The following is a 26,950-nucleotide window of genomic DNA, read 5'->3' as shown; positions in this document are numbered from 1 at the left end:
GCCGATGCTCGAGCTCGCCAACCGCTTCATTTTCGAAGGCCACCGGATTGCGTGGGGAACGATCGGCGAAGGGCCGCCGCTCGTGCTCGTGCACGGCACGCCGTTTTCGTCGCAGGTGTGGCGCCGGATCGCACCGTGGCTCGCGCGGCGTCATCGCGTGTTCTTCTACGACCTGCTCGGTTACGGTCAGTCCGACATGCCGGACGCGGACGTGTCGCTCGGCCGCCAGAACGGGCTGTTCGGCGCGCTGCTCGACGAGTGGAACATCTCACGCCCCCGCGTACTCGCTCACGACTATGGCGGCGCAACCGTGCTGCGCGCGCACTTCCTCGATGGCGTCGCCTATGCGGATCTCACGCTCGTGAATCCGGTCGCCATCGCGCCGCAGGGTTCGCCGTTCGTGCGTCATGTCGCGCAGCACGAAGCCGCATTCACCGGATTGCCTGCGTATGCGCATCACGCGCTCGTGTCGGCGTATCTCGGCAATGCCGTCGCGCGGCCGCTGAGCGACGACGCGCTGTCGATCTACCGCGCGCCGTGGCTCACGCCCGACGGGCAGGCCGCGTTCTATCGCCAGATCGCGCAGATGCGCCAGCGCTACATCGAGGAAGCCGAGGCGCGTTACGCGCCGCCGGACTTTCCGGTGCGCATCGTGTGGGGCGAGGACGACGCGTGGATTCCGCTCGAACAGGGGCAGGCGCTGGCCGATCGCATCGCGAACGGCCGGCTGATCAGGGTGCCGCGTGCGGGCCACCTGGTGCAGGAAGATGCGCCGGAGGCGATCGTCGCGGCAGTGCTCGACGCATCAGGGCAAGGTTGACGCCCGCTGTCGCGCATGTCGCTCTTCGCGTGCCGCGTCAGAACACCGGCACGCCCTGCGCGAGCGTCGAGATGAATTTTGCGGTGCGCGGATCGCGCGGGTCGCCGAACAGGTCGCGCGACGCACCGGCCTCGACGATACGGCCTTCCGCGAGAAACACCGCGTCGTGTGCAATCGACGCGGCCAGACGCAGGTCGTGCGTCGCCATCAGCATCGTCGTGCCTTCCCGTGCGAGCTGGCGCAGCACCTCGACCACTTCGACGGACAGTTCCGGATCGAGCGCCGACGTCGGCTCGTCGCACAACAGCACCTGCGGCGACGGCGCGAGCGCACGCGCGATCGCGACGCGTTGCTGCTGGCCGCCCGACAGCGTGCCGGGCCACGCGTCGGCCTTGTCCGCGATGCCGACCTTCTCGAGCAGCGCGAGCGCGCGTTCGCGGGCTCGCTCGCGCGGCCAGCGCTGCACGGTGACGAGCCCTTCCATCACGTTCTGCACGACGCTCAGGTGCGGAAACAGCTGGAAGTTCTGGAACACCATGCCGGTCTGGCGGCGCACCGCGAACACGGCGTCGCGCGCCGGCCGCTGCGCCGGCGAGAAGTCGATGCGTGCGTCGCCGACCGTCAGCGTACCCGCCTCGGGCACTTCGAGCAGGTTCACGCAACGCAGCAGCGTGCTCTTGCCGCTGCCGGACGGCCCGATCAGCGCCGTCACGCTGCCGGGTTGCAACGCGAGGTCGATCCCTTGCAGCACACGGTGCGTACCGAACGACTTGTCGATGCGTTCGAGCCTGATCATCGCAGTTCCGCCTGGAACAGCGCATGACGGCCGAAGCGGATTTCGAGGCGACGCTGCAGCGTGGACAGCACCGAGCTGAGCAGCAGATAGACCAGCGCGGCTTCCGTATAGAGAATCATCGGCTCGTAGGTCACGGCCGCGATCCGCTGCGCGGCCTGGAAGATTTCCGGCACGGTCAGCACGGCCGCGAGCGACGTGTCCTTCACGAGCGAAATGAACGAATTCGACAGGGCGGGCAGCGCAACGCGCGCGGCCTGCGGCAGGATCGCGCGACGCAGCGCCTGCGGGCGCGTCATCGCCATCGAGTACGCGGCTTCCCACTGCCCCTTCGGAATCGATTCGATCACGCCGCGGATCACCTCGGCGTTGTACGCGCCGACGTTCAGCGAGAAGCCGATCACCGCGGCCGTCAGCGGATCGAGCACGATGCCGACGCTCGGCAAACCGTAGAAGATCACGAACAGCTGCACGAGCAGCGGCGAACCACGAAACAGCCAGATGTAGAAACGGACGACGGCTTGCGCCCAGCGCGGCCCGAACAGCCGCGTGAGCGCCGCGCCGAAGGCGAGCAGCAGGCCGATCGCGAACGACGCGAGCGTGAGCGGTACCGTGAACACGAGCCCCGCGACGAGCAGGGGCCGCAGCGATTCCGCCATCAGGTGAAGCCAGGCCGGCATCGTTCAGCCTCGCGTCACGGTTGCGACACGTCGCGGCCGAAATACTTCTGCGAGATCTTCGCATAGGTGCCGTCGGCCTTGATGTCCGCGAGCGCCTTGTCGATCGCGGCCACCAGCGCGGGGCTGCCCTTGCGCAGCAGCACGCCCGACGCGTCGCTCGCGCCGCCCGTGTCGGTCGCCGCGATCTTCAGTTTCGCGTCCGGCTTGTGCTTGCGGAAATCGAGGTACGACAGCGAATCGTTGATCGTCGCGTCGACGCGCCCCGAGCTCAGCAGGTCGATCGATTCGTTGAAGCCCTGCACGGGCACGACGTCCGCGCCGTGCGCGGCCGCGAGCTTGCCGAAATTGCTGGTCAGCGTGTTCGCGGATTTCTTGCCCTTGAGGTCGTCGAACGAGTGGATCGTCGTGTTGTCCGCGCGCACGATCAGCACCGCGCGGGACGTGATGTACGGCGTCGAGAAATCGTATTTCGCCTTGCGCGCGTCGGTGATCGACACTTCGTTGACGACCGCGTCGTAGCGGTTCACGTCGAGGCCCGCGATCAGCCCGTCCCACTTGCCTTCGACGAACTGCGGCTTCACGCCGAGGCGCTGCGCGATCGCGGTCGCGATGTCGACGTCGAAGCCCGTCAGCTTGCCGGTTTCGTCGTGGTACGTGAACGGCGCGTAGGTGCCTTCGGTGCCGACCCGGAACACACCGGACGACTTGATCTGCGACAGGTCGTCGGCAGCCAGTGCGCTCGTGACCGAAACGGCCTGCAGCATGGCGACGACCAGGATGGAGCGAAGGAATTTCATGGTGCGGACCCCGAATGATTGGACGAAATATTCCCGCGGCACACGCATGCCGTTCGAGAGGTCCGCGAATTCTACCGACGCGTCGAGGCCCGGCAAAAACGCAAATCGGCTATCGATATGAGCCGATCGAATAACGCGCGCACCGGCCGCGAAACCGGTGCGCGCGGCTTACACCTCACTTACCACGGCAGCGAATACGTCTTCGTATTCGTGAAGCTCTTCATCGCTTCCTGCACGCCTTCCTTGTAACCGAGCCCCGAATCCTTCACGCCGCCGAACGGCGTCAGTTCGAGCCAGTAGCCCGGCACCTCGCGCACGTTCACGCTGCCGACTTCCAGCTCGGTGATGAAGCGCGTGATGTGATCGAAGCGGTTCGTGCAGACCGACGACGACAGCGCGTAGTCGGTGCTGTTCGACATCCGGATCGCTTCGTCGATGTCACGGAAGCGCATGATCGGCGACACGGGGCCGAAGGTTTCGTATTTCACGAGCGGCATGTCGGGCGTCACGCGATCGATCACCGTCGGCGAATACAGCGCGCCGTCGCGGACGTTACCGACCAGCAGCCGCGCGCCGCGCGCGATCGCGTCGTTCACCTGCTGCTCGCAGAATTTCGCGGCGGCCTCGTCGATCACCGTGCCCATGTCGACCGACGGATCGGACGGATTGCCGTACGACCACGCACGCGTTTTCTCGACCACCAGCTCCGTAAAGCGATCAGCCACCGACTCGTGCACGAGCATCCGCTTGATCGCCGTGCAGCGCTGGCCCGAATTCTTGTACGAGCCCGACACCGCGAGCGTGCTTGCTTCGTCGAGGTCGGCATCTTCCATCACGATGATCGGATCGTTGCCGCCGAGTTCGAGCACCGCACGCCGGTAGCCCATGCGCGACGCGATCGACTTGCCGATCGACACACCGCCCGTGAACGTAATGAGATCGATCGCCGGGTTCGTGATCAGTTCGTCGGCAATCTCCTTCGGGTCGCCGGTGATGACCTGCAGCATCTGCGGCGGCAAACCGGCTTCGTACAGGATGTCCGCGAACAGGTAGCACGACAGCGGCACCTTCTCCGACGGCTTCACGACGATCCGGTTGTTGGTCGCGACCGACGGCACGATCTTGTGCGCGACCTGGTTCATCGGGTGATTGAACGGCGTGATCGCCGAGATCACGCCGAGCAGCGGATCGCGCTGCGTGTACACGCGGCGCTTCTTGCCGTGCGGGGTCAGGTCGCACGAGAAGATCTGCCCGTCGTCCTTCAGCACTTCACCGGCACCGAACGTCAGCACGTCGGCCACACGCCCCGCTTCGTACGTCGAATCCTTGATGCACAGGCCGGCCTCGGCCGTGATCAGCGCTGCAATCTCGGCCGTGCGCGCACGCACGATGTCGGCCGCGCGGCGCAGGATCGCCGCGCGATCGTGGCGCGTGAGCGTCGGCCGGTAGGCACGTGCGGCGGCAAACGCGCGCCGCACGTCGTCCAGCGTCGCCTTCGGCACGGTGCCGACCAGCGCGCCGTCGTACGGGTTGCGCACTTCGATTACCGCGTCCCGATGAATCCGTTCCCCATCGATTCGCAGTGCTTCGCGACGAATCTCGCGGACGTCCGTCGATGCTGCAATGGCGTTCATGAGTGTGTCCCCTTACGGATGCGTGCGCATCACTGCAGATGGTTGAGCGCGATGTCGATGATGTCGAAGTTGCGCAGCCGCGCGCGGCCCGAGACGTCGCCGGCGACCGGCTTGCTGAAGATCAGCGGCACGATCTGCTCGGAGATCCCGCCGTGCGAGCGCAGCGGCACGTCGAGGCCCGACAGGTCATGCTTGATGCGGCGCGTGCCGAGCACGACGTCCTGCTTCGAGATCACGATCAGGTCGCCCATCCGCGCCGGCGGCAGCTCGAAGCGCGCGCAACCCTCGGCGCCCGTCAATACGACCTCGATGCCGTCGACCGCGGCGAGCCGTGCGCGCAGCGCTTCGGCGTCGGCCGTCGCCGGCACGTAGACGGTCGCGAACGAGCCGAGCGCGCCGTGGTGCACGACGTACGGATCGGTGATCGGCAGGATCACGCGCGCCGCGTCCTCGCCGAGCCACTCGTCGAACAGCTCCTGCAGGTAGATCACGTTCGGCTCGCCGGTTTCATCGTCGTGCTTCGCGTTCATTCCATGATCGGCCGTGATCGCGACGATCGCACCGAGCGCGTCGAGGCGCTGCAGGTAGGTGTCCATCATCGCGTAGAACGCGTTCGCGCCTTCCGTGCCGGGCGCGCACTTGTGCTGCACGTAGTCGGTGGTCGACAGGTACATCAGGTCGATCGGACGCGTCTCGAGCAGGCGCACGCCGGCCGCGAACACGAATTCGGACAGGTCCGCGCTGTACACGCTCGGCACCGGCTTGCCGACCAGCTCGAGCACGTTGTCGATGCCGTTTTCCTCGATGCTCGCCTCGTCGGCCTTTTCCGACGAGAAGCAGATGCCCTTCAGCCCCTTGCCGAGCAGGCGGCGCAACTTGTCCTTCGCGGTGACGACCGCGACTTTCGCCCCTTGCTCCGCGAAGGTCGCGAGCACGGTCGGTGCGACCAGGTACTTCGGATCGTTCATCAGCACTTCGGCGCCGGTGTCGCGATCGTAGAAGTAGTTGCCGCTGATCCCATGCACCGCCGGCGGCACGCCTGTCACGATCGACAGGTTGTTCGGGTTCGTGAAGCTCGGCACCACGCACTCGCCCTTGAGCGCCGTGCCCGGCTTCAGCAGCGTGCGCAGGAACGGCGCGACGCCGGCCTCGGCCGCTTCCTCCAGATATTCGTACGCGCAGCCATCGACGCACACGACCACCACGGGCCGGCTCATCCAGTTGTAGCGGCGGCCGTTCACTTCCACGGATACAGGCGTTTCATTCATGACGTTCATTCCTTTCAGGTCGAAGGGGTGAGCCGTCGGCGCCCGCGCCGCGCCGAAGGGAGGTGTTTTCCATGCTTGACATTAAAATTGATGATTTGTAGATTGTCAACAACATGCAGAGAACAGAAAGCAAAACAACGGTGCAGCAAGAGGGCTGGTCTCCACTCATCCGCCGCGTGCCGCGGCGCCACAGTCAAGGGGTCTGAAGATGAACGAAGTGCCGGTAAACAAGCGTTTGAACGCATGGGCGGCGGGCGCGGCCCGCTTCGCACTGGCCGCGGCGGTCGCGCTCGGCGCGGTGCAGGCGGCGCACGCGAAGACGTCGCTGCTCGTCTATACCGCGCTGGAAGACGAGGCAATGAAGCCCTACAAGGACGCGTTCGAGAAAGCGAACCCCGATATCGAGATCCGCTGGGTGCGCGACTCGACCGGCTCGGTCACCGCAAAGCTGCTTGCAGAGAAGAACAACCCGCGCGCGGACGTCGTGCTCGGCCTCGCCGCGTCGAGCCTCACGCTGCTCGACCTGCAGGGCATGCTGATGCCCTACACGCCGAAGGACTTCGACCAGCTCACGCGCAAGTACAGCGACGCGAACACGCCGCCGCACTGGGTCGGCATGGACGTGTGGGGCGCGACGATCTGCTACAACCGCGTCGCCGCGCAGGCGAAGGGCATCCCGAAGCCGACGTCGTGGGAAGACCTGACGAAGCCCGTCTATAAAGGCGCGATCGTGATGCCGAGCCCGGTTTCGTCCGGCACCGGCTACCTCGACGTGACCGCGTGGCTGCAGACCTTCGGCGACGATAAAGGCTGGAAATTCATGGACGCGCTCGACAAGAACGTCGCGCAATACGTGCACTCGGGCTCGAAGCCGTGCACGCTCGCCGGCACCGGCGAATTCCCGATCGGCATCTCGTTCGAGTTCCGCGGCCACGAACTGCAGTCGCAGGGCGCGCCGATCGATCTCGTGTTCCCGAAGGAAGGGCTCGGCTGGGACATGGAAGGCACCGCGATCATGAAGACGACGAAGCAGCCCGACGCCGCGAAGAAACTCGCCGACTTCATGGCGAGCAAGGAGGCGAACCAGATCACCGCGCGCTGGTGGGCGATCGTCGCGTACCCGGGAGTCGCGCGCAAGCTGGCCGGCATCCCCGACAACTACTCGGACCTGCTCGTGAAGAACGACTTCGTATGGTCGGCGAAGAACCGCCAGTCGATTCTCGATACGTGGCAGAAGCGCTACGGCGCGAAAGCGCAGCAGTAACGTCGCGACCCGCCGCGGGGCCGCGCCGCGCGCCGCCCCGCGCCACCCTTTCCATCGTCGAATCCGGCCCCCGGGCCGCCCCAGCATGGAGGCGCGCATGGCACCTTATCTGAGCGTAGAACGCATCGAGAAGCGGTACAACGACACGCAGGTCCTGACCGACATCAACCTGAGCGTGATGAAGGGCGAAATGATCTGCTTCCTGGGGCCGTCCGGCTGCGGGAAGACCACGCTGCTGCGGATCATCGCGGGGCTCGAGACGCAGAACGCCGGCCACATCATGCAGGACGGCCGCGACATCTCGCGGCTGCCGCCGCAACTGCGCGACTACGGGATCGTGTTCCAGTCGTACGCGCTGTTCCCCAATCTCACCGTGTACGACAACGTCGCGTACGGGCTCGTGAACCGCAAGATGAAGCGCGACGCGATCCACGAGCGCGTGCACACGCTGCTCGCGCTGGTCGGCCTGCCCGACAGCCATCGCAAGCATCCGGGCCAGCTGTCCGGCGGCCAGCAGCAGCGCATCGCGCTGGCGCGCGCGCTCGCCACCTCCCCCGGCCTGCTGCTGCTCGACGAACCGCTGTCGGCGCTCGACGCGCGGGTGCGCGTGCGGCTGCGCCAGGAGATCCGCGCGCTTCAGCAGCGGCTCGGCGTGACGACGATCATGGTCACGCACGACCAGGAAGAAGCGCTGTCGATGGCCGACCGCATCGTCGTGATGAACCACGGCGTGATCGAGCAGATCGGCACGCCGCTCGAAATCTACCGGCAGCCCGCGTCGCCGTTCGTCGCAGACTTCATCGGCCGCGTCAACACGATTCCCGCCGAAGTCGCGCAGGACGGCTCGCTGCGCGCGGGCGCGGTCGGCCTCGACTGTCGCCATGGCACGGCACGCCCCGCGCAAGGCGCGGCGGTGTCGGTCTACGTGCGGCCCGAGGACCTGCGCATCCGCGTGCCGGGCGAGACGGCCGACAACGTGCTGGCCGGTCGCGTCGAGAAGCTCGAATTCCTCGGCGCGTTCTGCCGCGTGAGCTTCCGGATCGACGGGCTCGACGGCCAGGAGATCGTCGCCGACCTGTCGTATCACGACGTCGACCGCACCGGCGTGCAGGCCGGCGCGCGCATCGACCTCGCGCTCGATCGCGAGCATGTCCGCGTGTTCCCGAGCGCGAAGGAGCGACTGCAATGAGCACCGTCCTGACCGAGCGCCGCCGCGGCGCCTCCGCCCCCGCCGACGTGCGGCAGATCACGCACTGGCACGACCGCATCGCGCAGCTCGCGCTCGTCGCGATGGCCGCGCTGATGTCGATGTTCCTGCTGCTGCCGCTCGCGCTCGTCGTGCAGAAATGCTTCGTCGATGCGGACGGGCGCTTCGTCGGCGCACACAACTTCGTCGAGTATCTCGAGGACAGCGGCGTACTGCGCTCGATGCTGCACTCGCTGACGGTCGGCGCGCTCGTCACGTCGATCGTCGTGCCGATGGCGTTCACGTTCGCTTACGCGCTGACCCGCTCGTGCATGCCGCTGAAGAACGCGGCGCGCACGATCGCGCTGCTGCCGCTGCTCGCGCCGACGCTGCTGTCCGCGGTGTCGTTCATCTACTGGTTCGGCAACGCGGGGCTGCTCAAGCCGCTGCTGCACGGCCATTCGATCTACGGGCTGCCGGGCATCGTGCTGAGCATGGTGTATGCGTCGTTCCCGCACGTGCTGATGATCCTCGTCACGGCGCTGTCGCTGGCCGACGGCCGGCTCTACGAGGCCGCCGACGCGATGGGCACGAGCCGCATGCGCAAGTTCTTCACGATCACGCTGCCGGGCGCGAAGTACGGCTTGATCAGCGCGACGATGGTGGCGTTCACGATGTGCATCAACGACTTCGGCGTACCGGTGGTGATCGGCGGTTCGTACAACGTACTGTCGACCGACATCTACAAGCTGATCATCGGCCTGCAGGATTTCAACCGCAGCGCAGTCGTGAGCCTGATGCTGCTGTGTCCGGCCCTCGTCGCGTTCGGCGTCGACTTCTTCATCCGCCGTCGCCAGCAGTCGCAGCTCGGCGCACGTTCGACGCCGTACCAGCCGAAGCCGTCGCGCGGCTTCGACGCCGCGATGCTCGCGTACTGCGGCATCGTGTGCGCGTTCTTCATCGCGGTGGTCGGCATCTCGGTGTTCGCGTCGTTCGTGAAGTTCTGGCCGTACCAGATGACGCTCGGGCTGCAGCACTACGAGATGGGGCTGATCGGCGCGGGCATCTTCGACGCGTACAAGAACAGCCTGCGGATGGCCGCGACGGTAGCGCTCGGCGGCACGATCGTCGTGTTCGGCGGCGCCTACCTGATCGAGAAGACGCGCGGCGCGCGCTGGCTGCGCGGCTTCATCGCGCTGTGCGCGATCCTGCCGATGGGCGTGCCGGGGCTCGTGCTCGGCATCAGTTACATCTTCCTGTTCAACGCGCCCGGCAATCCGCTGAACGGGCTGTACGGGTCGCTGTGGCTGCTCGCGATCGTCACGGTGGTGCACTACTACGCGTCGAGCCACCTGACCGCCGTCACCGCGCTCCGGCAGATCGACAGCGAGTTCGAGGCCGTGTCCGCGTCGCTGAAGGTGCCGTTCTACACGACCTTCGTGCGCGTGACCGTACCCGTGTGCCTGCCGGCGATCCTGCTGATCGCGCGCTACCTGTTCGTCAACGGGATGACGACGGTCTCGGCCGTCGCGTTCCTCTACTCGCCCGACACGCAACCCGCATCGGTCGCGATCCTGAACCTCGACGACGCGGGCCAGATGGGCCCGGCCGCCGCGATGGCCACGCTCGTGCTCGCGACCTCTTCGTTCGCGTGCGTGCTGTTCGCGTGCATCTCGCATCGACTGTTGCGCCGAACGCAGGCCTGGCGCAATCCGCATCGCCGTTGATTCTTTTGACCGTACTTACGTGACGTCCCGACTTCATCAAGGAGACACCATGACGCTCGCCGCCCAGCCCATCCTGCTCACCCCCGGCCCCCTGACGACCTCCGACACTACGCGCGACGCAATGCTGCGCGACTGGGGATCGTGGGACAGCGACTTCAACGCGATCACCGCGCGCTTGCGCGAGCGCCTGCTGCAGATCGTGCACGGCGAAGGCACGCACGAATGCGTGCCGCTGCAAGGCAGCGGCACGTTCTCGGTCGAAGCGGCCCTCGGCACGCTCGTGCCGCGCGACGGCCACGTGCTCGTACCGAACAACGGCGCGTACTGCCAGCGCATCGCGAAGATCTGCCGCGTGCTCGGCCGCCAGCTGACGACGATCGACTACAGCGAGGATCGCCGCGTCGATCCGGCCGACGTCGAGCGTGCGCTCGCCGCCGATCCGACCATCACGCACGTCGCGCTCGTGCACTGCGAAACGGGCGCCGGCGTGCTGAACCCGTTGCACGACATCGCGCAGGTCGTCGCGAAGCACGGCCGCGCGCTGATCGTCGACGCGATGAGCTCGTTCGGCGCGATCGACATCGATGCGCGCACAACGCCGTTCGACGCGGTGATCGCCGCATCCGGCAAGTGCCTCGAAGGCGTGCCGGGGCTCGGCTTCGTGATCGCGAAGCGCAGCGCGCTCGAACGATGCGAAGGCAACAGCCACTCGCTCGCGATGGACCTGTACGACCAGTGGGTCTACATGCAACGCACGACGCAGTGGCGCTTCACGCCGCCGACGCACGTGGTCGCGGCACTCGACGCGGCCGTCGCGCAATACGTCGACGAAGGCGGGCTCGCGGCGCGCGGCGGCCGCTACCAGCGCAACTATCGCGCGCTGATCGACGGGATGCTCGCGCTCGGTTTCCGGCCGTTCCTCGATCCGGCGATCCAGGCGCCGATCATCGTCACGTTCCATGCGCCGGACGATCCGAACTACGACTTCAAGCGGTTCTATCAGGAGGTCAAGCAGCGCGGCTACATCCTGTATCCGGGCAAGCTGACCGAGGTCGAGACGTTCCGGGTCGGCTGCATCGGCCACTTCGGCGAAGCCGGCATCCCGGGCGCGGTCGCCGCGATCGCCGACACGCTGAAGGCGATGGGCGTGCGTCGCGTGTCGGCGGAAGCGGCAGCGTGACGTGACGTGATGTGACGTGACGTAACCCGCCGCATGCACGTTCGCATGCGGCGGCCGTCATTTTTTCGGGCCGTGCGCGGCACGCCCCCTTTTCGACGAACCCTCCCATGCGACCCTTCTGGATCGAACAAGCGCTGTTCAACGACGGCGATCTCGCCCCCGCGCTGCAAGGTGCGACGCAGGCCGACGTGTGCATCGTCGGCGGCGGCTTCACCGGGCTCTGGACCGCGATCCAGGCGAAGCAGCAGAACCCCGCGCTCGACATCGTGATCGTCGAGGCCGATCTGTGCGGCGCTGGCGCGAGCGGTCGCAACGGCGGCTGCCTGCTCACGTGGTCCGCGAAGTTCCTCACGCTGCGGCGGCTGTTCGGCGAGGCCGAGGCGATCCGGCTCGTGAAGGCATCCGAAGCGGCCGTACAGCACATCGCCGATTTCTGCCGCGCGCATGCCATCGATGCCGAGCTGCGGCTCGACGGCACGCTGTACACCGCGACGTCGCGCGCGCAGGTCGGCACGCTCGCGCCGGTGCTCGACGCACTCGCCGCGTGCGGCATCCACAGCTACGAACCGCTGCCGCCCGCCGAAGTCGCGCGCCGCTCGGGTTCCGCCCGCAATCTCGACGGCGTCTACTCGCCGATCGCCGCGACCGTGCATCCCGGCAAGCTCGTGCGCGGGCTGCGCCGCGTCGCGCTCGCGATGGGCATCCGGATCTACGAGCGCACGCCGATGCTCGACTTCACGCCCGGGCAGCCGGCCGTCGTGCGCACGCCGTCCGGCACCGTGCGTGCGGGCAAGCTCGTGTTCGCGATCAACGCGTGGATGGCGAGCCGCTTCCCGCAGTTCGAACGGACGATCGCGGTCGTGTCGAGCGACATGGTCATCACCGAGAAATGCCCGGAGCTGCTCGAGAAGACCGGGCTCGTGGACGGCGTGTCGGTGCTCGATTCGCGGATCTTCGTCTACTACTACCGCACCACCGCCGACGGGCGGCTGATGCTCGGCAAGGGCGGCAACACGTTCTCGTGGCGCAGCCGCATCGCACCCGTGTTCGACCGGCGCTCGCCGTACGAGGCGCAACTCACGCAGAGCCTGCGCGAGTTCTTTCCGTCGCTCGCGGGCGTGCCGGTCACCGCGAGCTGGAACGGGCCGTCGGATCGCTCCGTCACCGGCTTCCCGTTCTTCGGCCGCCTCGACGACGCGCCGAACGTGTTCTACGGCTTCGGCTACTCGGGCAACGGCGTGGGGCCGACGTACATGGGCGGGCAGATCCTGTCGTCGCTCGTGCTCGGCCTCGACAACGCGTGGACGCGCAGCCCGATCGTGCGCGGCCCGCTGGGTCATTTCCCGCCGGAGCCGATCCGCTATGTCGGCGCGCACGTCGTGCGCAATGCGATCCGCCGCAAGGAGCGCGCGGAGGACGAAAGCCGGCCGCCGGCAGTTGTCGACACGTGGCTCGCGAAATTCGCGAGCGCGGCCGGGAAGGCCGACAAGGCGTGACCGGCGGGTGAAATGCGATGAGACAAGGCGCGCGATCGGTTCGCCAGAGCTACCGCGTCGCCGTTTTTTAACTCCCGCATCACGCGAATAACGGGAAAGGGCAGCCCCCAATAGAACAAGTCAAATCGCCGATGCTGCTTTTTATTTAAAACACTCAGCTCATTACCTATACAACTGCACCCCAACAAGACACATCCTAAAGCAGACGGGATTGACGAGGCATGACCGCACGCTCATTTCTTTTTTGCCATTTCATTATCTCGATTTAAAGTATAAAAACAACGTGATAGGATTTAACGCACTCGGAAGAGAACAAATCCATCACATATTTCATGCACCATTCGTCCACCATTGAAGTTTTGATTAGCGATTCCCGATCTGTCTCGCGGGGATCACAGTTCGGGCATGCCGCGATCGCAATCGATGGAGTCGTATATGGCAGGGCGCACCCGGGATGGGACGTCGATAATGTGTTGAATTACCTGAATCGCCAGCAAACCAGGATGCAACGCGATACGATCGGCTATCTCGTCCATGCATCCGAGGGTGAGAAAAGAATTATCATTTCCGAGATAAGAAGGAGGCGGCACGAAAATAGGCGCTACTCTCTCATCGACAACAACTGCTCGTCGAATATCGCAGAAGTACTTGGCAAAGCGGGAATTCTGGCTTACGACCCGAGATGGCAACTCCCGGGTATCATAGCGCCAGCGGATTTGATGACCGGTCTGCGCCATTCGAAACGATTGATTGGAATCCGACGATATCCGAAGAAATGACGCGCTTTCTGCTATTGGTGATATTCACCGCGATGATCGGTGCGTGCTCGAAACATGGGGATGAGAAATGGACGGCACTTCAGGATATGCCGGCCTTCGCCGAGCCAAACGACGATAGATCCCAGCCAATCTTTACGGTCAAAAAAGGCGAGTCTTGCGTTCCACTAGCGGATCGTGCTGCCAAGATTTATGCATACACGCAAGTGCATTGCCGATCGGGTACGGGTTGGATCCTGGACGATTTCTTCGATAAACACGGCGGCAAATAATCGCCTGTCGGCAATCGTCAATTTCGACACGAACCGCGACACGTACCGTGTCCGCTCATGCGCCGGCCTTCTCCCGCGCCGACTTGCCCGTCGAGGGCAGCCCCTGCTCATGCGTGCGGCGCATCCGCTCGAGGCCGTGCGACAAGTGCTCGCGCACAAGCGCCACGGCCTGCTCCTCGTCGCCGCCCGCGAGCGCCTGCACGATCTTGTCGTGCTCGGCCGCGGACACGGCGATCGCATCCTCCTCGGCCTCGATCGCCGCCTGGCGCAGCAGGCCGAGCTGGCGCACGAGCCGGCGGTAGGTATCGGTGAGGTGCGTATTGCCGACGCCGACGACCATCGCGTCGTGGAACTGCACGTTCAGCTCGGTATAGCGCGTGACGTCGTGCGTCTTCGCGGCATCCTTCATCGACTGGATGATGCCCTTCAGCACCTTCAGCGTGTCGGGCGAGATGCGCTTCGCGAGCGCGCGCGCGACCGACTCGTCGAGCATCGCGCGCACTTCGTAGATCTCCTCGGCTTCGCGCAGCGGCACGACGCGCACCGTCACGCCGCGGTTCTTCTCGTTGCGCAGCAGGCCGGCCTGCTCGAGCGCGCGGAATGCCTCGCGCACGGGGCCGCGCGACACGTTCAGCTTGGTCGCGATCTCGACTTCGTTGAGCTTCTCGCCAGGAGCGTATTCGCCGGAGACGATCGCGCGCTCGAGCATGTCCTGGACGATCATCGCGAGCGACTGGCTTTGCAGGAGTTCGATGGCGCTGAGCGCGTTCGGGGCTGTCATGGTCGGGCAGGCAGCAGGGCTGCGGTAGAAAACGAGGGCGCCATATCGGCGAATGATCCTTGTATACCCTCGGCCCGACACATTGTCAACAGTTTTCAGTTTCCAAAAAACCAATTCCGCCTACCGGAATGCAACGGAAGCACGACCGGCAGGCAGCGCTCGCGCGGCGGCCGTCAGGCCGTCGGGTGCTTCACCGGCCCCGGATCGCTTTGGCTCGGCCGGCCCGTCTCGACGTGGCCCGCGAAGCGGCGCACGACCTTGTCGTCGCCGCCGCGCAGCGTCGTCGCGGTGATCGTCAGATCGTACCAGCCGTGGCTCGACGACAGCTCGAAGTGGTCCTCGATGCGCTCGCCCGGCTCCAGCGTGTAGGTCCGCGCATGCTTGTGGCTATACGCGTTGTCGACCGTCACGCGGCACGTCGCGCGCCCGCTGTTGCGCAGTTGCAGGTACACGTGGCGGTTGCGCACGTCGTAGCCGATCCGCGCTTCGGGGTTCGCGTGGCGGCCGTCCGCCGCGAGCCGCGTGTTGCCCTGGAACTCGCACAGATAGCCGTTCGGGCCATACGCCGCGAGATGGTAGTCGCCGCGCGCGGCCGACGTGTTCCACGTGTCGACGAAGCGATCGTGCGCGGACACCGCATAGCGGCGCGGGGGCGTCGTCGGGTTGCGGCGGTCGTACACGTAGAACGCGGCGCCTGCATCACCGGTATTCGCGAAGTCGAGCGACACGCTGTCGTCGTGCCCGCTCACGCGGCTGTGCACGAACAGCTCGTACGGCAGCGCACGTGCCGGACGCGTGCCGGGCTCCTGCGTCGGCATCGACTGCTGCGCGGGCACCTGGTACGCCTGGCCGGCCGTCGCGATGTGCTGCGGCACCGTGAAGCTGACCGTGCGCGTGTCGGGGCGCGCGGAGAAGTCGAAGGCCGACGTCAGGTCGCCGCAGATCGACCGGCGCCATGCGCTGATGTTCGGCTCCTTCACGCCGAAGCGCGCTTCGAGGAAACGCAGCACCGACGTATGGTCGAACGTCTCCGAGCACACCCAGCCGCCCTTCGTCCACGGCGAGATGATGATCAGCGGCACGCGCGGCCCGAGGCCGATCGGCTGGATGCCGCCCGGGTCCGCGCCCGGCACGAGCGGGCTCATTTCGCCCGGGTACTTGTTCAGGTCGAGCAGCTCGTCGCCGAGATTCGACAGCAGGTTCGACGACACGATGCCCTGGCCGCCCACGCCGCTCGTGACCGGCGGCACCGGCGGCACGACGTGGTCGAACAACCCGTCGTTCTCGTCGTAGTTCAGGATGAACACCGTCTTCGCCCACACTTCCGGGTTCGACGTGAGCGCCTCGAGCACCATGTTGATGTAGAACGCGCCATCGGTCGGCGACGCCTGCGGGTGCTCGCTGTACTTGTACGGCGACACGATCCACGACACCTGCGGCAGCCGGTTCGCCTGCACGTCCGCCTTCAGCTCGGCGAGCGTGTGGTCCGACGCGCCCTTGTCGACCAGCGGGCCGCTCGCGCCTTCCTTCACCTGGAAGCGCTTGAAGAACATCAGCGAGTTGTCGGTGTAGTTGTCGGTCGGGTCGCCCGGAATGCCCGTGCCGCCCTGGTACACCTTCCAGCTGATCTTCGCGTTCTCGAGGCGTTCCGCGTAGGTCGTCCACGTGTAGCCGTTCACGTCGTCGCGCTCGCCGATGCCCGGGCCGTTCGGCGGGTTGCCGTAGATGTTGCGCGGGTCGACCGTGCCGGTCCACAGGTAGATGCGGTTCGGCGCGGTGTCGGCGTGCGCGGAGCAGAAGTACGAATCGCAGATCGTGAACGCGTCGGCCAATGCGTAGTGGTACGTGAGATCCTGGCGCTTCAGGTAGCCCATCGTCAGCACGTCCTGCTTCTGGTTCACCCACTGGTCCCACTGGCCGTTGTTCCAGGACAGGTGGCCGCTGCTCCAGCCGTGGTTGGTGCCCGGCTGGAATTCGGTCGTCTGCTTCGGATCGAGGTAGAACGGCAGCACGTACGGCGCCGACGGATCGAGGCCCCGCGAATGGTAGTTCTTCGTGAACACCGACGCCGGCGGCTGCTGCCACACCGGTGCGCCGCTCGGCAGCAGGTGCGGGCGCGGGTCGTTGAAGCCGCGCACGCCGCGCAGCCCGCCGAAGTAATGGTCGAACGAACGGTTTTCCTGCATGAAGATCACGACGTGTTCGACGTCGCGGATCGTGCCCGTGCGATAGGCGGCCGGCATCGCCAGCGCATTGCGGATCGCGGGCGGGAAGCCCGCGTAGGCGGCCATCGCGCCGGCCGACTGCGCGGCGAGGCGCAGGAAATCGCGTCGATTGTTCGAGGACATGAAGAGAACCCTGTTGTCGATAGGAGTGGGGCGCCGGTCGAGCGGGGCCGGCGGTGGTGCGTTGCCGTTATTACCCCGCATCGGCGTGTCCCGGCCGTGACCGGTTACCGCAGGTTTCTTTGGGTTACCCACAGAAATTCTTTCGAAGCGGCGCACGACGCGTCTTTCATCCGGCCGACATATGCATGCGCTACGCTGACGCGCGATACAGAGGGGAGAAGCCGAGTCGTGTTCGATCAGCTGAAGGCGTTCCACGCGACCGTCCGGCAGGGCAGCATCACGCGCGCCGCGCGCCACCTGGGCGTGAGCCAGCCGACGATCGCCGCGCAGATCCGGCAGGTCGAGCAGGTGTACGGCGTCGAGCTGTTCTACCGCAGCGGCCGCAAGCTCGAGGTCACCGAGACCGGCATCGAGCTGCTGCCGCTCGTCGAGAAGATGATCGCGCTCGAAGCGCAGGCCGACATCATGCTGCGCAACGTCGGCGGCCTGTTCGAAGGCCACCTGAGGATCGGTGCGACGGGGCCGTACTACATCATGGACGCGGTCGGCCGCTTCTCGAGCGCGCATCCGTCGATCGCGCTCACGTGCCGGATCGGCAACTCCGAGGAGATCCTGCAGGCGCTGCAGGAATTCCGCATCGATCTCGCCGTCTCGTCGCAGCGCAACGACGCCGACGGCCTCGAACGCAAGGTGATCTCGACCGACCCGCTCGTGCTCGTCGTGCATCGCAACCATCCGCTCGCGCGTGTCGACGCGATCGAGCCGGCGCAACTCGCCGACGTGCGGCTGCTGATTCGCGAGGAAGGCTCGGTCACGCGCCGCTGCACGGAGACGATTCTCGAGGCGGCCGGTGTCGCGGCCGTCTCGGTGGCCGAGATCGGCAGCCGCGAAGCGATCCGCGAGGCGATCCTGCACGGCGTGGGCGGCAGCCTGTTTCCGCTCGGCGAGGCCGAACGTCATCCGGATTTGCGCGTGATCGCGCTGCGCGGCGTCGACACGACGATCGACGAATACGTGTACTACCTGAAGGCGCGCCGCCAGAGCCCCGCGATCGACGCGTTCCTCGCCTGCATCCTGCCGGCGGGCAGCGACGCGGCCGGAACGGATGAAGCAGGACGAACGGCGCCGCGGGCGAACGCACGCTGAACTGCCGCGCGTTCGCCGGTTCCGCACACTACTGGCGCTTTTCCCGCGCCTTCCCTCGCTTTTTCCTCGTGCCTTCCTTCTGTCGTCGCGCTCACCTCACTTCGGCAATGCCGGAATCATCCACGTCAGCACATGCTGCTGCATGAACACCAGCACACCGAGCAACAGCGTGAGAATCACGCTGTGCCAGAAGGTGCGCGCGAACACGACACCTTCCTGTCCTTTCAGGTCCGTCGTCGATACACCCGTCGCGATGTTCTGCGGCGAGATCATCTTGCCCATCACGCCGCCCGACGAGTTGGTCGCGGCCATCAGCACCGGATCGAGGCCGAGCTGCCGCGCGGCGACCACCTGCAGGTTGCCGAACAGCGCATTGCCCGACGTGTCGCTGCCGGACAGGAACACCGCGATCCAGCCGAGCGACGCGGACACCAGCGGGAACAGCGCGCCGGTCGACGCGACGCCGGTGCCGAGCGTGTAGCTGATCCCCGAGTAGTTCAGCAGGTACGCGAGCCCGACGATCATCATCACCGTGACGATCGCGATCCACGTCTGCCGCCAGGTCTTGACCACGCATTCGAAGAAATCGCCCACGCCGGTGCGCGTCAGCGCGGCCGTGATGATCGCCGAGAGCAGGATCGCGGTACCCGTGCCGAGCGGCTGGAAGTCCCAGATCGCCGCATACGGCTTGTGATACAGCGACACGAACACCGCGTTGTGCAGGCCCGGCCACTTGATCTTCACGTCGCCGATCGCCGCGACGTTCGCGTGCACCCATACGATCACGACCACCGACACGACGAGCCATGGCAGCCAGCCGCCGAAGCCCGCACGCGCGGCGCCGGCCGTTGCCGGCACGCTGCGCGCGAGTGCGTATTGCGGATCGGGCTGCGGTTTCCACACCTGCAGGAAGCCGATCGTGACGATCAGCGACGTGAGCGACGACAGCACGTCGGTGAGCTGGTAGCCGAGGAAGTTCGACGTGACGAACTGCGCGATCGCGAAGCTGCCGCCCGACACGAGGAGCGCGGGCCACAGCTTCGAGATCGAGCGCAGCCCGCCGTACGCGCCGACCACGTAGAACGGCAGCAGCAGCGCGAAGAACGGCAGTTGTCGGCCGACCATCTGCGCGAGGGTCGCGGGCGGCAGCGACGTGACCGCGCCGAGCACGGTGATCGGCACGCCGAGCGCGCCGAACGCAACCGGCGCCGTGTTGAACAGCAGCGTGTAGGTGAGCGCTTCGAGCGCGGGAAAGCCGAGCGCGATCAGGAGGGCGCTCGTGATCGCGACCGGCGTGCCGAATCCCGAGATCCCTTCGAGCAGGCAGCCGAACGAGAACGCGACGACGAGCAGCACGAGGCGGCGATCGTCGGGCAGGTTGTCGAGCATCCACTGCCGGAACTGGTCGAAGCGGCCCGACTTCACCGCGATGTTGTACAGCAGCAGCGCGTTGAAGACGATCCACATCACCGGCACGACCGCGAGCGCCATGCCCGCGCCGACCGCGTTGAACGCGAGCCCCGCCGGCATCCCCCATGCGCCGATCGCGACCGCGAGGCCCGCGACGAGCCCGGCGAGCGACGCCTGCCACGCGGGGCGGCGCAGCACGCCGAGCGCGATCAGCGCGACCGCGATCGGGATCGCGGCGACGAGGAAGGACAGCAGCAGCGAGTGGGCGACCGGCGTCAGCGGCTGTGCGAAGACGATGCCGGGCGGTAGGGCGTCGGTGGGGTTCATCGTGTCTCCAGATGTCGACCCGAGTTGGCGCTTTAGCGCTTACTCGGGTCCCATGCCTTGCGCTGACGACCCGAGCTGGCAACGGCGTGCCCCGGGTTCGGTACAAGGCGATGTCCTGCGGTCACGACCACGATCAGGCGCTTGCGCACGCAACGACGTTGCACGGCCAACCGATCGGTCGCTTAAAAGAGGTTAGGAGGCGCGCGGCGCTTGTACAAGGAGGACAAGCCCGATCCGTGCCGACCCGATACGGACCAGCCGCCGCATGCTGACCCGCGGCAGGCAGCCCGCTGTCGTATTCGACAGAAAGCCCGCCATGAGCGGCTCTCCCGCGCAATGTTGCACATGCGGCAAAGGTGCCTGACGGCGGGCGGGATGTTTCGTTGGGCGTCCGAAGCCTAGACTGGTCGCATCGATTCCGCCCGCGCCGGCCATGGCCGGCGCGGCACCGGAACCTCACGGAGTGAACACGATGAAGACGATGAAACGGGCGGCGTGCGCCTGTGTGCTGATCGGCGCGGCCGTCGCCGCTCACGCGCAGGCCGCGTCGACGCTGACGCGTGCCGAGGTTCGCCAGGAACTGGTGGAACTGCAGGCCGCCGGCTACCGGACGAGCCTCGCGAGCAGTCCCGACTTTCCGGACCACATGCAGGCGATCATGCGACGTGCCGCGCAGGCGCGCGGCGAGGACTCCGGCTACGGCAGCGCAGGCGGGGCAAACGTGGAATCGGGCAAGCCGGCGCTGCCGCACGCGATCGACCGCGGCACCTACGCGCATCACTGACGGCAGAATCGACCGGATCGAGCGCACAACGGTGCGCGCTGACCGGCGACGGAGAGACGCATCGTGCACCGCGCCGACCGGCGCGATGCGCGTGCGCAGACATCACACGCTGAAGCGGTTCAGCGTATAGGCGCGATAGGCCGCGACGAACGCATCGAACGATCCGGCCTCCTTCGCTTCGAGCTCGGCCTGCTCGGCCAGCGATTTCGCGGCGAGCGCCTGCTCGGTGCGCAGCGTCTCCGCCGACGGCGGACGCGCACGGAAATGCGCGGCATGCGCTTCGCTCTGCGCCAGCGCGAACCCGAGGAACGACTGGCCGCGCTCGCGCATCGTGCGCAGCACGCGCGCCGACGGCGTGCGTTCGGGATCGGCGAGCTTCTCGCGTTGCGCGGCGATTGCGCGCACGTGCTCGTCGCCGCCGCGGATTTCGTCGAGACGACGGCCGACGGTTTCGATATCGGCCATCAGGTCGTCCGCCCAAGCCTGCAGCGTGACCGGCTGGCCGTCGCGCTGCAGCGTGAGCCCCGGCTTGCGCCCTTCCATCGTCACGCTGCCGAAGTTCGCGTTTGCTTCCTTGTACGCGGGGCAGTCGAGCGCCGGGCTCTCGTCGAGCGCGCACGCGAGCAGGAACGCGTCGATGAAGCGCGCGGTTTCCAGTGCGATGCCGGTCGGCTCGAACGGATCGATGTCGAGACAGCGCACCTCGATGTACTGCACGCCGCGCGACGCGAGCGCATGCAGCGGCCGCTCGCCCGAATACGTGACGCGCTTCGGCCGGATCGTCGAGTAGAACTCGTTCTCGATCTGCAGCACGTTCGTGTTGATCTGGATCCACTCGCCGTCGCGATGCGTGCCGATCGCCTCATACGCCGGATACGGCTCGCTCACGGCCTTCGACAGCGCGTCGAGATAGCCGGGCAGCGTGTTGTAGTCGACGTGCAGCGCGGCCTGGGCGGTCGTGTTCGAGTAGCCGAGATCGCTCATCCGCAGGCTCGTCGCATGCGGCAGGTACAGCGTATCGGCATCGAACGTGTCGAGCCGGTGCGGCTTGCCGCGCAGGAACTTCGTGTCGAGCGCGGGCGACGCGCCGAACAGGTACATCAGCAGCCAGCTGCGGCGGCGGAAGTTGCGGATCTGCGCGAGATAGCGCTCCGACTGGTAATCGACGAGCGTGGCCGTCGAGCCCTCGTCCGCATGCAGGCGCCGCCACACTTCCTCGTGCAGCGAGTAGTTGTAGTGGATGCCCGCGATGCACTGCATCGTGCGGCCGTAGCGGTACGCGAGGCCGCGCCGGTACACCGTCTTCAGGCGGCCGATGTTCGACGTGCCGTAGTCGGCGATCGGGATCTGGTCGTCGGCCGGCAGCAGGCCGGGCATCGAGTCGTTCCACAGCATCTCGTCGCCGAGCGACGCGTACACGTAGCGATGCAGATCGTCGAGACGTTCGAGCGTGATCGCGGCGTCGCCTTCCGCGGGCGTGATCAGCTCGATCAGCGCCTCGGAATAGTCGGTCGTCAGCGACGGATGCGTGAGCGCCGAACCGAGCGCACGCGGATGCGGCGTGAACGCGATCATCCCGTCGCGCGTCACGCGCAGGCTTTCCTTTTCGATGCCGCGCAGGCCGTCGGGCAGATGCTGCCGCGTCGGGCCCGAGCTCAGCGCTTCGAGGCGATTCAGCAGCAGTTCGGACTGGCGGTGAGTCATGGTGTTCGACATGGAGACGCAAGTGCGTGACGGCCGCGCGCAGAACGCCGCGCGCGGCCGGCTGGATTGTTGGTCGCTTCGTTGGTAGCGGGCACTTTAACATCTCGCCGAAACACGCGCTTGAGGTGGCGCGGGGCATGATGCGCAGGCCGGAGCGGGCCGCCGGACGGGCCGGTCGCGGCGGTCGCCGCCTCTGCGACCGGTTCCATCCGGCGGCCACGGGCACGCCGGTTACGCGAATTCGTCGGACGGAACGTGATGCGCGAGCGGGTGGCGGCAGGTGCAACCCTGCCGCTGAGCCAATCGCGGAAAGCGGGGGTAAGTGGGCATCGCGCGCCCGGCATCCTGCCGACGATGGATGCACGGAATCGCTGTGACGGCCGGTGTCCGGTGTCCGGTGTCCGGTGTCCGGCGGTTAGCCTACGCAGGTCGGCATGACCTGCGCAACGGGTTGCATCGCGGCCTCGCCCGGTCGCACCCGGCCGCAGGCCACCGCGATCACCCGCCGCGCGCGCCGCCCGCCCGGTCGGCCACCTCATTCCACAAATGCAGCGCCGCGTACGCGCGCCACGGCCGCCAGCCTTCGGTGCGGTGCTTCTGGGTCGCGAGCCGGTCGAGCGCCGGATCGCGCGCGGCGATCGACTGCATCAGCACGAGATCGGAGGCCGGCCACGCGTCCGGATCGCGCCAGGCGCGCATCGCGATGTATTCGACGGTCCACGGGCCGATGCCGGGCAGATCGAGCCACGCACTGCGCAGCGTCGCGAGATCGGCGTGCTCGCGATCGACCGGCACGTCGCCGGCCGCCACCGCGCGCGCCACGCCCGTCAGGGCCGCCACCCGCTTGCCGGGCATCCCGATCTTGTCGAGATCGCACGCGGCCAGCGCATCTGGCGTCGGGAAACGCCATGCGGGCATGCCGTCGTCCTCCTGAACCACACGCTCGCCGGCCCGTTCGACGAGCCGGCCGACGATCGTCGTCGCGGCCTTCACGCTCACTTGCTGGCCGACAATCGCGCGCACGGCCAGCTCGAACCCCGACCATGCACCCGGCACACGCAGCCCCGGCGCGGCCTCGACGAGCGGCGCAAACCACGGATCGCGCGCGAGCCCGCTGCCGATCGCGGCCGGATCGGCGCCGAGGTCGAACATCGTCGCGACGCGCATGGCGAACGCATCGTCGACGTGACGCGCGACCGCGCCTTCGACCGTGGCGACCAGGCAGTGCTTGCGCGGATGTTTCGCGACCGTGAGCCGGCCGGCATCGCCGTGCAGGTCGACGATGCGGCGATACACGCCGTCCGCCACCTGCTCGACACCCGGAATCGCGCGCCCGCTGAAGAAGCGCAGCACGCGCGCCCAGTCGTAAGGCGCATTGAAGCGCAGTTCCATTTGCGCGGACGGCGGCACATGGCCGCCGTTCACGATGGAGGTGATGGTTGTTTTTGCGATGCTCAAACTGCGCTGCCCTCCGCAACGGATTCGGTTTGATCGTCGTGCACATGACGCGCTTCGGACGCGAGCAGCGTCGCCTTGCGGCGCACGCCCCAACGATACCCGGAAAGCGCGCCGCCCTTCTGTACGACGCGGTGGCACGGGATCGCGAGCGCGACCGGATTCGACGCACACGCGGACGCGACGGCGCGCACCGCGCGCGGCGCACCCAGCGCCTCGGCAATCTCCGAGTAGCTGCGCGTTTCGCCGTACGGAATATGCGTGAGCGCCTCCCACACGCGCTGCTGGAATGCGGTCGGCGCAATGTCGAGCGGCAGGTCGAACGCGTGCCGCGTGCCGTCCAGGTACGCGCGGATCTGCGTGACGAATGGCGCGAGCCGTGCCGACGCTTCGACCAGCTCGGCGCGCGCGAACGCATCCTTCAGCTCGCCGACCAGCGCGGCCGGTTCGTCACCGAACGCGATCCGGCAGATGCCCTGCTCGGTCGCTGCGACGAGCACGGTGCCGAGCGACGTCGATGCGGTTGCATAGTCGATCCGCAGACCGGCGCCCTGCCGGCGAAACGCCGACGGCGCCATCCCGAGCTCGCGCGGCACCGACGCATAGAGCCGCGACGGCGAGTTGAAGCCCGCGTCGACGGCCGCCTGCGTGACCGGCTGCCCGCTTTGCAGCGCCTGCCGTAGCGCGGCGCCGCGCTGCGCGGCCTGGTACTGCCGCGGCGACACGCCGACCACGCGCTTGAAGAGCCGCTGAAGGTGAAACGGGCTCACGTGCACGGCATCGCTCAGTTGCTGCAGCGTGAGCCGTTCGGCCTGCGCGTCGAGCACCGCGCACGCGCGGTTGACGATCTCGAGCTCGCGCGGCAGCCCTTCCGGCTGGCAACGCTTGCAGGGCCGGAAGCCGGCCGCACGCGCGGCGGCCGTATCGGCGAAGAAGGCTACATTTTCGCGACGCGGCAGCCGCGACGCGCAGGTCGGGCGGCAGAACACGCCGGTCGTGCTCACGGCATAGAAGAACGCGCCGTCCGCATGCGGATCGCGCTCGGTGACGGCGCCCCAGCGGGCATCATCGGTCGGATAGGCGGTTTTCATCTGAACCTCGCACTCTCTAGTGTAGATGGTGCCTACTCTAGACATCGGCACGTGCCGTCGCGCCCTGAATCTTGCTCTGTGATTCGGGCTTCGATAATCGGGGGCGCATCACCTGAAAATAAATCCGACAAAACATGCGCGCCGGCTGTTCCGGCGCGGTTTTCGTCATCATTCCGTCACTCTTTTGCTGCACTGCGGATGCGACAAATCGCCGTCCTGACGTTTTTTTGCATTCGGAATATTGCGTCGCACCATCGCCGTGTGTATAGTTGGAACTGTCTCCTCCATGTCTCCTCCTGATATGGATTAAGCCCGTTCCGCTCTGCGTGAACGGGCTTTTTTTCGTCCGTCGATTGTGCCGCGTTCCGGCCGGCGGCGCAGGCGCGATGCGTCTACACTCGATGCTCGTGGACCGCGAAGGAGAGCCTTGCCCATGAAACCGACCATCCGCGCGATCGATCACATCGTGCTGCGCGTGACCGACATGGCCGCGATGACGCGCTTTTACTGCGACGCCGTCGGCTGCCATGTGGAGAAGGAACAGCCCGATCTGGGCCTCGTGCAACTGCGCGCCGGCGACGCGCTGATCGACCTGCTGTCGGTCGGCGGCCCGATCGACCGTCCCGACAGCGGCCCGCCCGGCACGGGACGCAATCTCGATCACCTGTGCCTGCGCGTCGAGCCGTTCGACCCCGATGCGTTGACCGCCCATTTCGCCGCGCATGGTGCACGGCCGGGCGCGCCTGCGGAGCGCTACGGCGCCGGCGGCTACGGGCCGTCGATCTACCTGTTCGACCCCGAAGGCAACATGCTCGAATTCAAGGGGCCGCCGGCCGCTATCGGCTGAACGCGGCCGGCACGCGAGCCGTCACGCGTCCGCGCGCGCCTTCAGCACCGTCCACTCGACCGCCACCGGATCGTGGTCGGCGCTCGAGATCCATGCGGCGCCGTCCTGCACCGTGCATTGCAAGCGCATCGTGCGCTCCGCGAGTTTCCCGAGCGCGGCCGCGACACCGTCGTTCAGCGACAGCACGTGCACGTTGCGCAGGCGCTCGACCTTGCTGCGCACGCCCTGCCACCAGATATCCGACGTCTTGCCGCCGTATGCGATCACCGTGACCTGCCCGGCGCGGCCGGCCGCCTTCGAGATGCGCCGCTCGTCGGGCTGGCCGGCTTCGATCCAGACGTCGATCGCGCCGGTCAGGTCCTTCTGCCACAGATCGGGCTCGTCGACGTCCGACAGCCCCTTGCAGAATTCGAGCCGCTCGTGCGCGAACAGCGCGAACGCGACGATGCGCACCATCATCCGGTCGTCGGTTTCGGACGGATGGCGCGCCACCGTCAGCGCGTGATCGGCGTAGTAATGCCGATCCATGTCGGCGATTTGCAGTTCGGCTTTGTAGATCGTGGATTTCAGCGCCATGCGGAGTCGGCCCGGGCGGGCATTCGGTTCGGTCGGGCCGTGATGATACCGAATGCGGGCCGTCCGGCGCGTGTCATGCGCCACCCACAGCGCAACGGCCCGGCATGGGCCGGGCCGTGTTCGGTTCGCGCCGCCGGCTCATCGGGCCGGCGCGCTCGCGCGTCGTGTGACGGCGCGGTGAGTGGACGGTTATTGCTTGACGAAGCGCGAATCGGTCCAGAGACCTTGCTGGTCGCTGTTGTCGGCGCTGACGAACTGCACGTCGCCCTGGTCGACCGACACCACGCGGAAACGCTGGCCTTCCGGCACCGACAGGCAACGATAGTCGTCGAAGTATTGCTGCTTCGCCTGCGACTTGCCGTCACGCTCGTGACTCAGTACGGAGTCCAGATTGTCTTTCGACAGGCAGCCCCATGCGTTTTTCGTCAACTGGATTTCCTGCTTCGGCTTGACGGCCGAATCGCCGCCGGCTTGGGCAATCGACACCGCGCAAAATGCGCCGACGAGGGCAAAAAGGATACCGGTACGCTTCATCATGTTCTGTCTCCAGGCTTGCGGGCACCAGGCTTGGGTTAGCTATGTGTTTAA

Annotated in this window: 25 protein-coding genes; 10 read left to right on the top strand and 15 right to left on the bottom strand. The window is 66.8% G+C overall.

Going from position 1 to position 26,950, the window contains the following annotated elements; all coding sequences use genetic code 11:
- The first annotated feature begins 4 nt into the window (after positions 1 to 4).
- The gene (locus tag CFB34_RS24370; RefSeq protein WP_089441345.1) at positions 5 to 820 is read left to right on the top strand and encodes an alpha/beta fold hydrolase; all 816 of its coding nucleotides are present in this window, start codon (positions 5 to 7) and stop codon (positions 818 to 820) included.
- 37 nt (positions 821 to 857) lie between these two features.
- Here the strand turns inward: CFB34_RS24370 and CFB34_RS24365 are convergent, their stop codons facing one another.
- From CFB34_RS24365 to phnA, 5 genes are all read right to left on the bottom strand, one after another.
- Positions 858 to 1,616 carry an amino acid ABC transporter ATP-binding protein gene (locus CFB34_RS24365; RefSeq protein WP_089441285.1) on the bottom strand — a complete coding sequence of 253 codons (759 nt, stop codon included), beginning with the start codon at positions 1,614 to 1,616 and terminating at the stop codon, positions 858 to 860.
- Positions 1,613 to 2,293 (bottom strand): amino acid ABC transporter permease, encoded by a 681-nt coding sequence (locus CFB34_RS24360; protein ID WP_071335259.1) that lies wholly within the window; start codon positions 2,291 to 2,293, stop codon positions 1,613 to 1,615. The genes CFB34_RS24365 and CFB34_RS24360 overlap by 4 nt, the downstream gene beginning before the upstream one ends.
- Positions 2,294 to 2,307: 14 nt before the next feature.
- Positions 2,308 to 3,090, bottom strand: a complete 783-nt coding sequence (locus tag CFB34_RS24355) for an amino acid ABC transporter substrate-binding protein (protein ID WP_089441346.1) — start codon at positions 3,088 to 3,090, stop codon at positions 2,308 to 2,310.
- A 179-nt stretch (positions 3,091 to 3,269) separates the two neighbouring features.
- On the bottom strand, positions 3,270 to 4,724 hold the full coding sequence (gene phnY / locus CFB34_RS24350) for a phosphonoacetaldehyde dehydrogenase (RefSeq protein ID WP_089441286.1): 1,455 nt from the start codon (positions 4,722 to 4,724) through the stop codon (positions 3,270 to 3,272).
- A 29-nt stretch (positions 4,725 to 4,753) separates the two neighbouring features.
- Complete coding sequence (gene phnA, locus CFB34_RS24345) at positions 4,754 to 5,992, bottom strand: phosphonoacetate hydrolase (RefSeq protein ID WP_047852694.1); 1,239 nt, start codon at positions 5,990 to 5,992, stop codon at positions 4,754 to 4,756.
- Between the two features lie 208 nt (positions 5,993 to 6,200).
- On the opposite strand from phnA, the gene CFB34_RS24340 reads away from it, so the two are divergent.
- From CFB34_RS24340 to CFB34_RS24320, 5 genes are all read left to right on the top strand, one after another.
- Complete coding sequence (locus tag CFB34_RS24340) at positions 6,201 to 7,256, top strand: putative 2-aminoethylphosphonate ABC transporter substrate-binding protein (protein WP_089441287.1); 1,056 nt, start codon at positions 6,201 to 6,203, stop codon at positions 7,254 to 7,256.
- 97 nt (positions 7,257 to 7,353) lie between these two features.
- Complete coding sequence (locus CFB34_RS24335) at positions 7,354 to 8,445, top strand: putative 2-aminoethylphosphonate ABC transporter ATP-binding protein (RefSeq protein ID WP_089426675.1); 1,092 nt, start codon at positions 7,354 to 7,356, stop codon at positions 8,443 to 8,445.
- On the top strand, positions 8,442 to 10,169 hold the full coding sequence (locus tag CFB34_RS24330; protein ID WP_089441288.1) for a putative 2-aminoethylphosphonate ABC transporter permease subunit: 1,728 nt from the start codon (positions 8,442 to 8,444) through the stop codon (positions 10,167 to 10,169). Before CFB34_RS24335 ends, CFB34_RS24330 begins: the two co-directional genes overlap by 4 nt.
- A gap of 49 nt (positions 10,170 to 10,218) precedes the next feature.
- A complete protein-coding gene (locus CFB34_RS24325) occupies positions 10,219 to 11,349 on the top strand; it encodes a 2-aminoethylphosphonate--pyruvate transaminase (RefSeq protein ID WP_089441289.1) in 1,131 nt (376 codons plus the stop codon).
- Between the two features lie 107 nt (positions 11,350 to 11,456).
- Entirely contained in the window at positions 11,457 to 12,845 is a 1,389-nt protein-coding gene (locus CFB34_RS24320) for an FAD-dependent oxidoreductase (protein ID WP_089441290.1), read from the top strand.
- 392 nt (positions 12,846 to 13,237) lie between these two features.
- Here the strand turns inward: CFB34_RS24320 and CFB34_RS24315 are convergent, their stop codons facing one another.
- Complete coding sequence (locus tag CFB34_RS24315; RefSeq protein ID WP_222153352.1) at positions 13,238 to 13,582, bottom strand: hypothetical protein; 345 nt, start codon at positions 13,580 to 13,582, stop codon at positions 13,238 to 13,240.
- 38 nt (positions 13,583 to 13,620) lie between these two features.
- Here CFB34_RS24315 and CFB34_RS24310 point away from each other — a divergent pair, with 38 nt between their 5' ends.
- The gene (locus CFB34_RS24310) at positions 13,621 to 13,893 is read left to right on the top strand and encodes a hypothetical protein (RefSeq protein WP_089441291.1); all 273 of its coding nucleotides are present in this window, start codon (positions 13,621 to 13,623) and stop codon (positions 13,891 to 13,893) included.
- 55 nt (positions 13,894 to 13,948) lie between these two features.
- Here CFB34_RS24310 and CFB34_RS24305 read toward each other — a convergent pair whose 3' ends face one another.
- Complete coding sequence (locus CFB34_RS24305) at positions 13,949 to 14,674, bottom strand: phosphonate utilization associated transcriptional regulator (RefSeq protein ID WP_089441292.1); 726 nt, start codon at positions 14,672 to 14,674, stop codon at positions 13,949 to 13,951.
- A gap of 173 nt (positions 14,675 to 14,847) precedes the next feature.
- Entirely contained in the window at positions 14,848 to 17,022 is a 2,175-nt protein-coding gene (locus tag CFB34_RS24300) for a phospholipase C, phosphocholine-specific (RefSeq protein WP_089431859.1), read from the bottom strand.
- A gap of 228 nt (positions 17,023 to 17,250) precedes the next feature.
- On the opposite strand from CFB34_RS24300, the gene CFB34_RS24295 reads away from it, so the two are divergent.
- Positions 17,251 to 18,168 (top strand): LysR family transcriptional regulator, encoded by a 918-nt coding sequence (locus CFB34_RS24295; protein WP_089441293.1) that lies wholly within the window; start codon positions 17,251 to 17,253, stop codon positions 18,166 to 18,168.
- Positions 18,169 to 18,264: 96 nt separating this feature from the next.
- Here the strand turns inward: CFB34_RS24295 and CFB34_RS24290 are convergent, their stop codons facing one another.
- A complete protein-coding gene (locus CFB34_RS24290) occupies positions 18,265 to 19,905 on the bottom strand; it encodes an L-lactate permease (RefSeq protein ID WP_089441294.1) in 1,641 nt (546 codons plus the stop codon).
- A gap of 472 nt (positions 19,906 to 20,377) precedes the next feature.
- On the opposite strand from CFB34_RS24290, the gene CFB34_RS24285 reads away from it, so the two are divergent.
- Positions 20,378 to 20,689 carry a DUF4148 domain-containing protein gene (locus CFB34_RS24285; protein WP_089441347.1) on the top strand — a complete coding sequence of 104 codons (312 nt, stop codon included), beginning with the start codon at positions 20,378 to 20,380 and terminating at the stop codon, positions 20,687 to 20,689.
- A 102-nt stretch (positions 20,690 to 20,791) separates the two neighbouring features.
- Here CFB34_RS24285 and gshA read toward each other — a convergent pair whose 3' ends face one another.
- From gshA to CFB34_RS39085, 4 genes are all read right to left on the bottom strand, one after another.
- Positions 20,792 to 22,405 (bottom strand): glutamate--cysteine ligase, encoded by a 1,614-nt coding sequence (gene gshA, locus CFB34_RS24280; RefSeq protein ID WP_179243666.1) that lies wholly within the window; start codon positions 22,403 to 22,405, stop codon positions 20,792 to 20,794.
- Between the two features lie 486 nt (positions 22,406 to 22,891).
- Positions 22,892 to 23,851, bottom strand: a complete 960-nt coding sequence (locus CFB34_RS24275; protein WP_089441298.1) for an AlkA N-terminal domain-containing protein — start codon at positions 23,849 to 23,851, stop codon at positions 22,892 to 22,894.
- The gene (ada, locus tag CFB34_RS24270) at positions 23,848 to 24,939 is read right to left on the bottom strand and encodes a bifunctional DNA-binding transcriptional regulator/O6-methylguanine-DNA methyltransferase Ada (protein WP_089441299.1); all 1,092 of its coding nucleotides are present in this window, start codon (positions 24,937 to 24,939) and stop codon (positions 23,848 to 23,850) included. The genes CFB34_RS24275 and ada overlap by 4 nt, the downstream gene beginning before the upstream one ends.
- Before the next feature lie 37 nt (positions 24,940 to 24,976).
- On the bottom strand, positions 24,977 to 25,111 hold the full coding sequence (locus tag CFB34_RS39085) for a hypothetical protein (protein WP_261317643.1): 135 nt from the start codon (positions 25,109 to 25,111) through the stop codon (positions 24,977 to 24,979).
- A gap of 261 nt (positions 25,112 to 25,372) precedes the next feature.
- Between CFB34_RS39085 and CFB34_RS24265 the strand changes: the two genes are divergently transcribed.
- On the top strand, positions 25,373 to 25,786 hold the full coding sequence (locus CFB34_RS24265; RefSeq protein WP_011353604.1) for a VOC family protein: 414 nt from the start codon (positions 25,373 to 25,375) through the stop codon (positions 25,784 to 25,786).
- A gap of 21 nt (positions 25,787 to 25,807) precedes the next feature.
- On the opposite strand, the gene CFB34_RS24260 is transcribed toward CFB34_RS24265, so the two are convergent.
- Together CFB34_RS24260 and CFB34_RS24255 are read right to left on the bottom strand one after the other, a co-directional pair.
- Positions 25,808 to 26,362, bottom strand: a complete 555-nt coding sequence (locus CFB34_RS24260; protein WP_089441301.1) for a YaeQ family protein — start codon at positions 26,360 to 26,362, stop codon at positions 25,808 to 25,810.
- Between the two features lie 189 nt (positions 26,363 to 26,551).
- A complete protein-coding gene (locus tag CFB34_RS24255; RefSeq protein ID WP_011353606.1) occupies positions 26,552 to 26,899 on the bottom strand; it encodes a hypothetical protein in 348 nt (115 codons plus the stop codon).
- Positions 26,900 to 26,950: the final 51 nt, after the last annotated feature.

This window comes from Burkholderia sp. HI4860, assembly GCF_002223045.2.
In the GTDB taxonomy this organism is placed as follows: Bacteria; Pseudomonadota; Gammaproteobacteria; order Burkholderiales; family Burkholderiaceae; genus Burkholderia.
Note: the sequence above shows the minus strand (reverse complement) of the source record. Positions and strands in the feature narration are given on the sequence as shown.

Bases quoted from the DNA above. Each gene is read 5' to 3' on its own strand.
- CFB34_RS24290 (WP_089441294.1), bottom strand. From the start codon at position 19,905: ATGAACCCCACCGACGCCCTACCGCCCGGCATCGTCTTCGCACAGCCG.
- CFB34_RS24330 (WP_089441288.1), top strand. From the start codon at position 8,442: ATGAGCACCGTCCTGACCGAGCGCCGCCGCGGCGCCTCCGCCCCCGCC.
- CFB34_RS24365 (WP_089441285.1), bottom strand. From the start codon at position 1,616: ATGATCAGGCTCGAACGCATCGACAAGTCGTTCGGTACGCACCGTGTG.
- CFB34_RS24260 (WP_089441301.1), bottom strand. From the start codon at position 26,362: ATGGCGCTGAAATCCACGATCTACAAAGCCGAACTGCAAATCGCCGAC.
- CFB34_RS24320 (WP_089441290.1), top strand. From the start codon at position 11,457: ATGCGACCCTTCTGGATCGAACAAGCGCTGTTCAACGACGGCGATCTC.
- phnY (WP_089441286.1), bottom strand. From the start codon at position 4,724: ATGAACGCCATTGCAGCATCGACGGACGTCCGCGAGATTCGTCGCGAA.
- CFB34_RS24300 (WP_089431859.1), bottom strand. From the start codon at position 17,022: ATGTCCTCGAACAATCGACGCGATTTCCTGCGCCTCGCCGCGCAGTCG.
- CFB34_RS24315 (WP_222153352.1), bottom strand. From the start codon at position 13,582: ATGGCGCAGACCGGTCATCAAATCCGCTGGCGCTATGATACCCGGGAG.
- CFB34_RS24255 (WP_011353606.1), bottom strand. From the start codon at position 26,899: ATGATGAAGCGTACCGGTATCCTTTTTGCCCTCGTCGGCGCATTTTGC.
- phnA (WP_047852694.1), bottom strand. From the start codon at position 5,992: ATGAATGAAACGCCTGTATCCGTGGAAGTGAACGGCCGCCGCTACAAC.
- CFB34_RS24285 (WP_089441347.1), top strand. From the start codon at position 20,378: ATGAAGACGATGAAACGGGCGGCGTGCGCCTGTGTGCTGATCGGCGCG.
- CFB34_RS24305 (WP_089441292.1), bottom strand. From the start codon at position 14,674: ATGACAGCCCCGAACGCGCTCAGCGCCATCGAACTCCTGCAAAGCCAG.
- CFB34_RS24335 (WP_089426675.1), top strand. From the start codon at position 7,354: ATGGCACCTTATCTGAGCGTAGAACGCATCGAGAAGCGGTACAACGAC.
- ada (WP_089441299.1), bottom strand. From the start codon at position 24,939: ATGAAAACCGCCTATCCGACCGATGATGCCCGCTGGGGCGCCGTCACC.
- CFB34_RS24340 (WP_089441287.1), top strand. From the start codon at position 6,201: ATGAACGAAGTGCCGGTAAACAAGCGTTTGAACGCATGGGCGGCGGGC.
- CFB34_RS24355 (WP_089441346.1), bottom strand. From the start codon at position 3,090: ATGAAATTCCTTCGCTCCATCCTGGTCGTCGCCATGCTGCAGGCCGTT.
- CFB34_RS24370 (WP_089441345.1), top strand. From the start codon at position 5: ATGCTCGAGCTCGCCAACCGCTTCATTTTCGAAGGCCACCGGATTGCG.
- CFB34_RS24360 (WP_071335259.1), bottom strand. From the start codon at position 2,293: ATGCCGGCCTGGCTTCACCTGATGGCGGAATCGCTGCGGCCCCTGCTC.
- CFB34_RS24325 (WP_089441289.1), top strand. From the start codon at position 10,219: ATGACGCTCGCCGCCCAGCCCATCCTGCTCACCCCCGGCCCCCTGACG.
- CFB34_RS24265 (WP_011353604.1), top strand. From the start codon at position 25,373: ATGAAACCGACCATCCGCGCGATCGATCACATCGTGCTGCGCGTGACC.
- gshA (WP_179243666.1), bottom strand. From the start codon at position 22,405: ATGTCGAACACCATGACTCACCGCCAGTCCGAACTGCTGCTGAATCGC.
- CFB34_RS24310 (WP_089441291.1), top strand. From the start codon at position 13,621: ATGACGCGCTTTCTGCTATTGGTGATATTCACCGCGATGATCGGTGCG.
- CFB34_RS39085 (WP_261317643.1), bottom strand. From the start codon at position 25,111: ATGATGACGAAAACCGCGCCGGAACAGCCGGCGCGCATGTTTTGTCGG.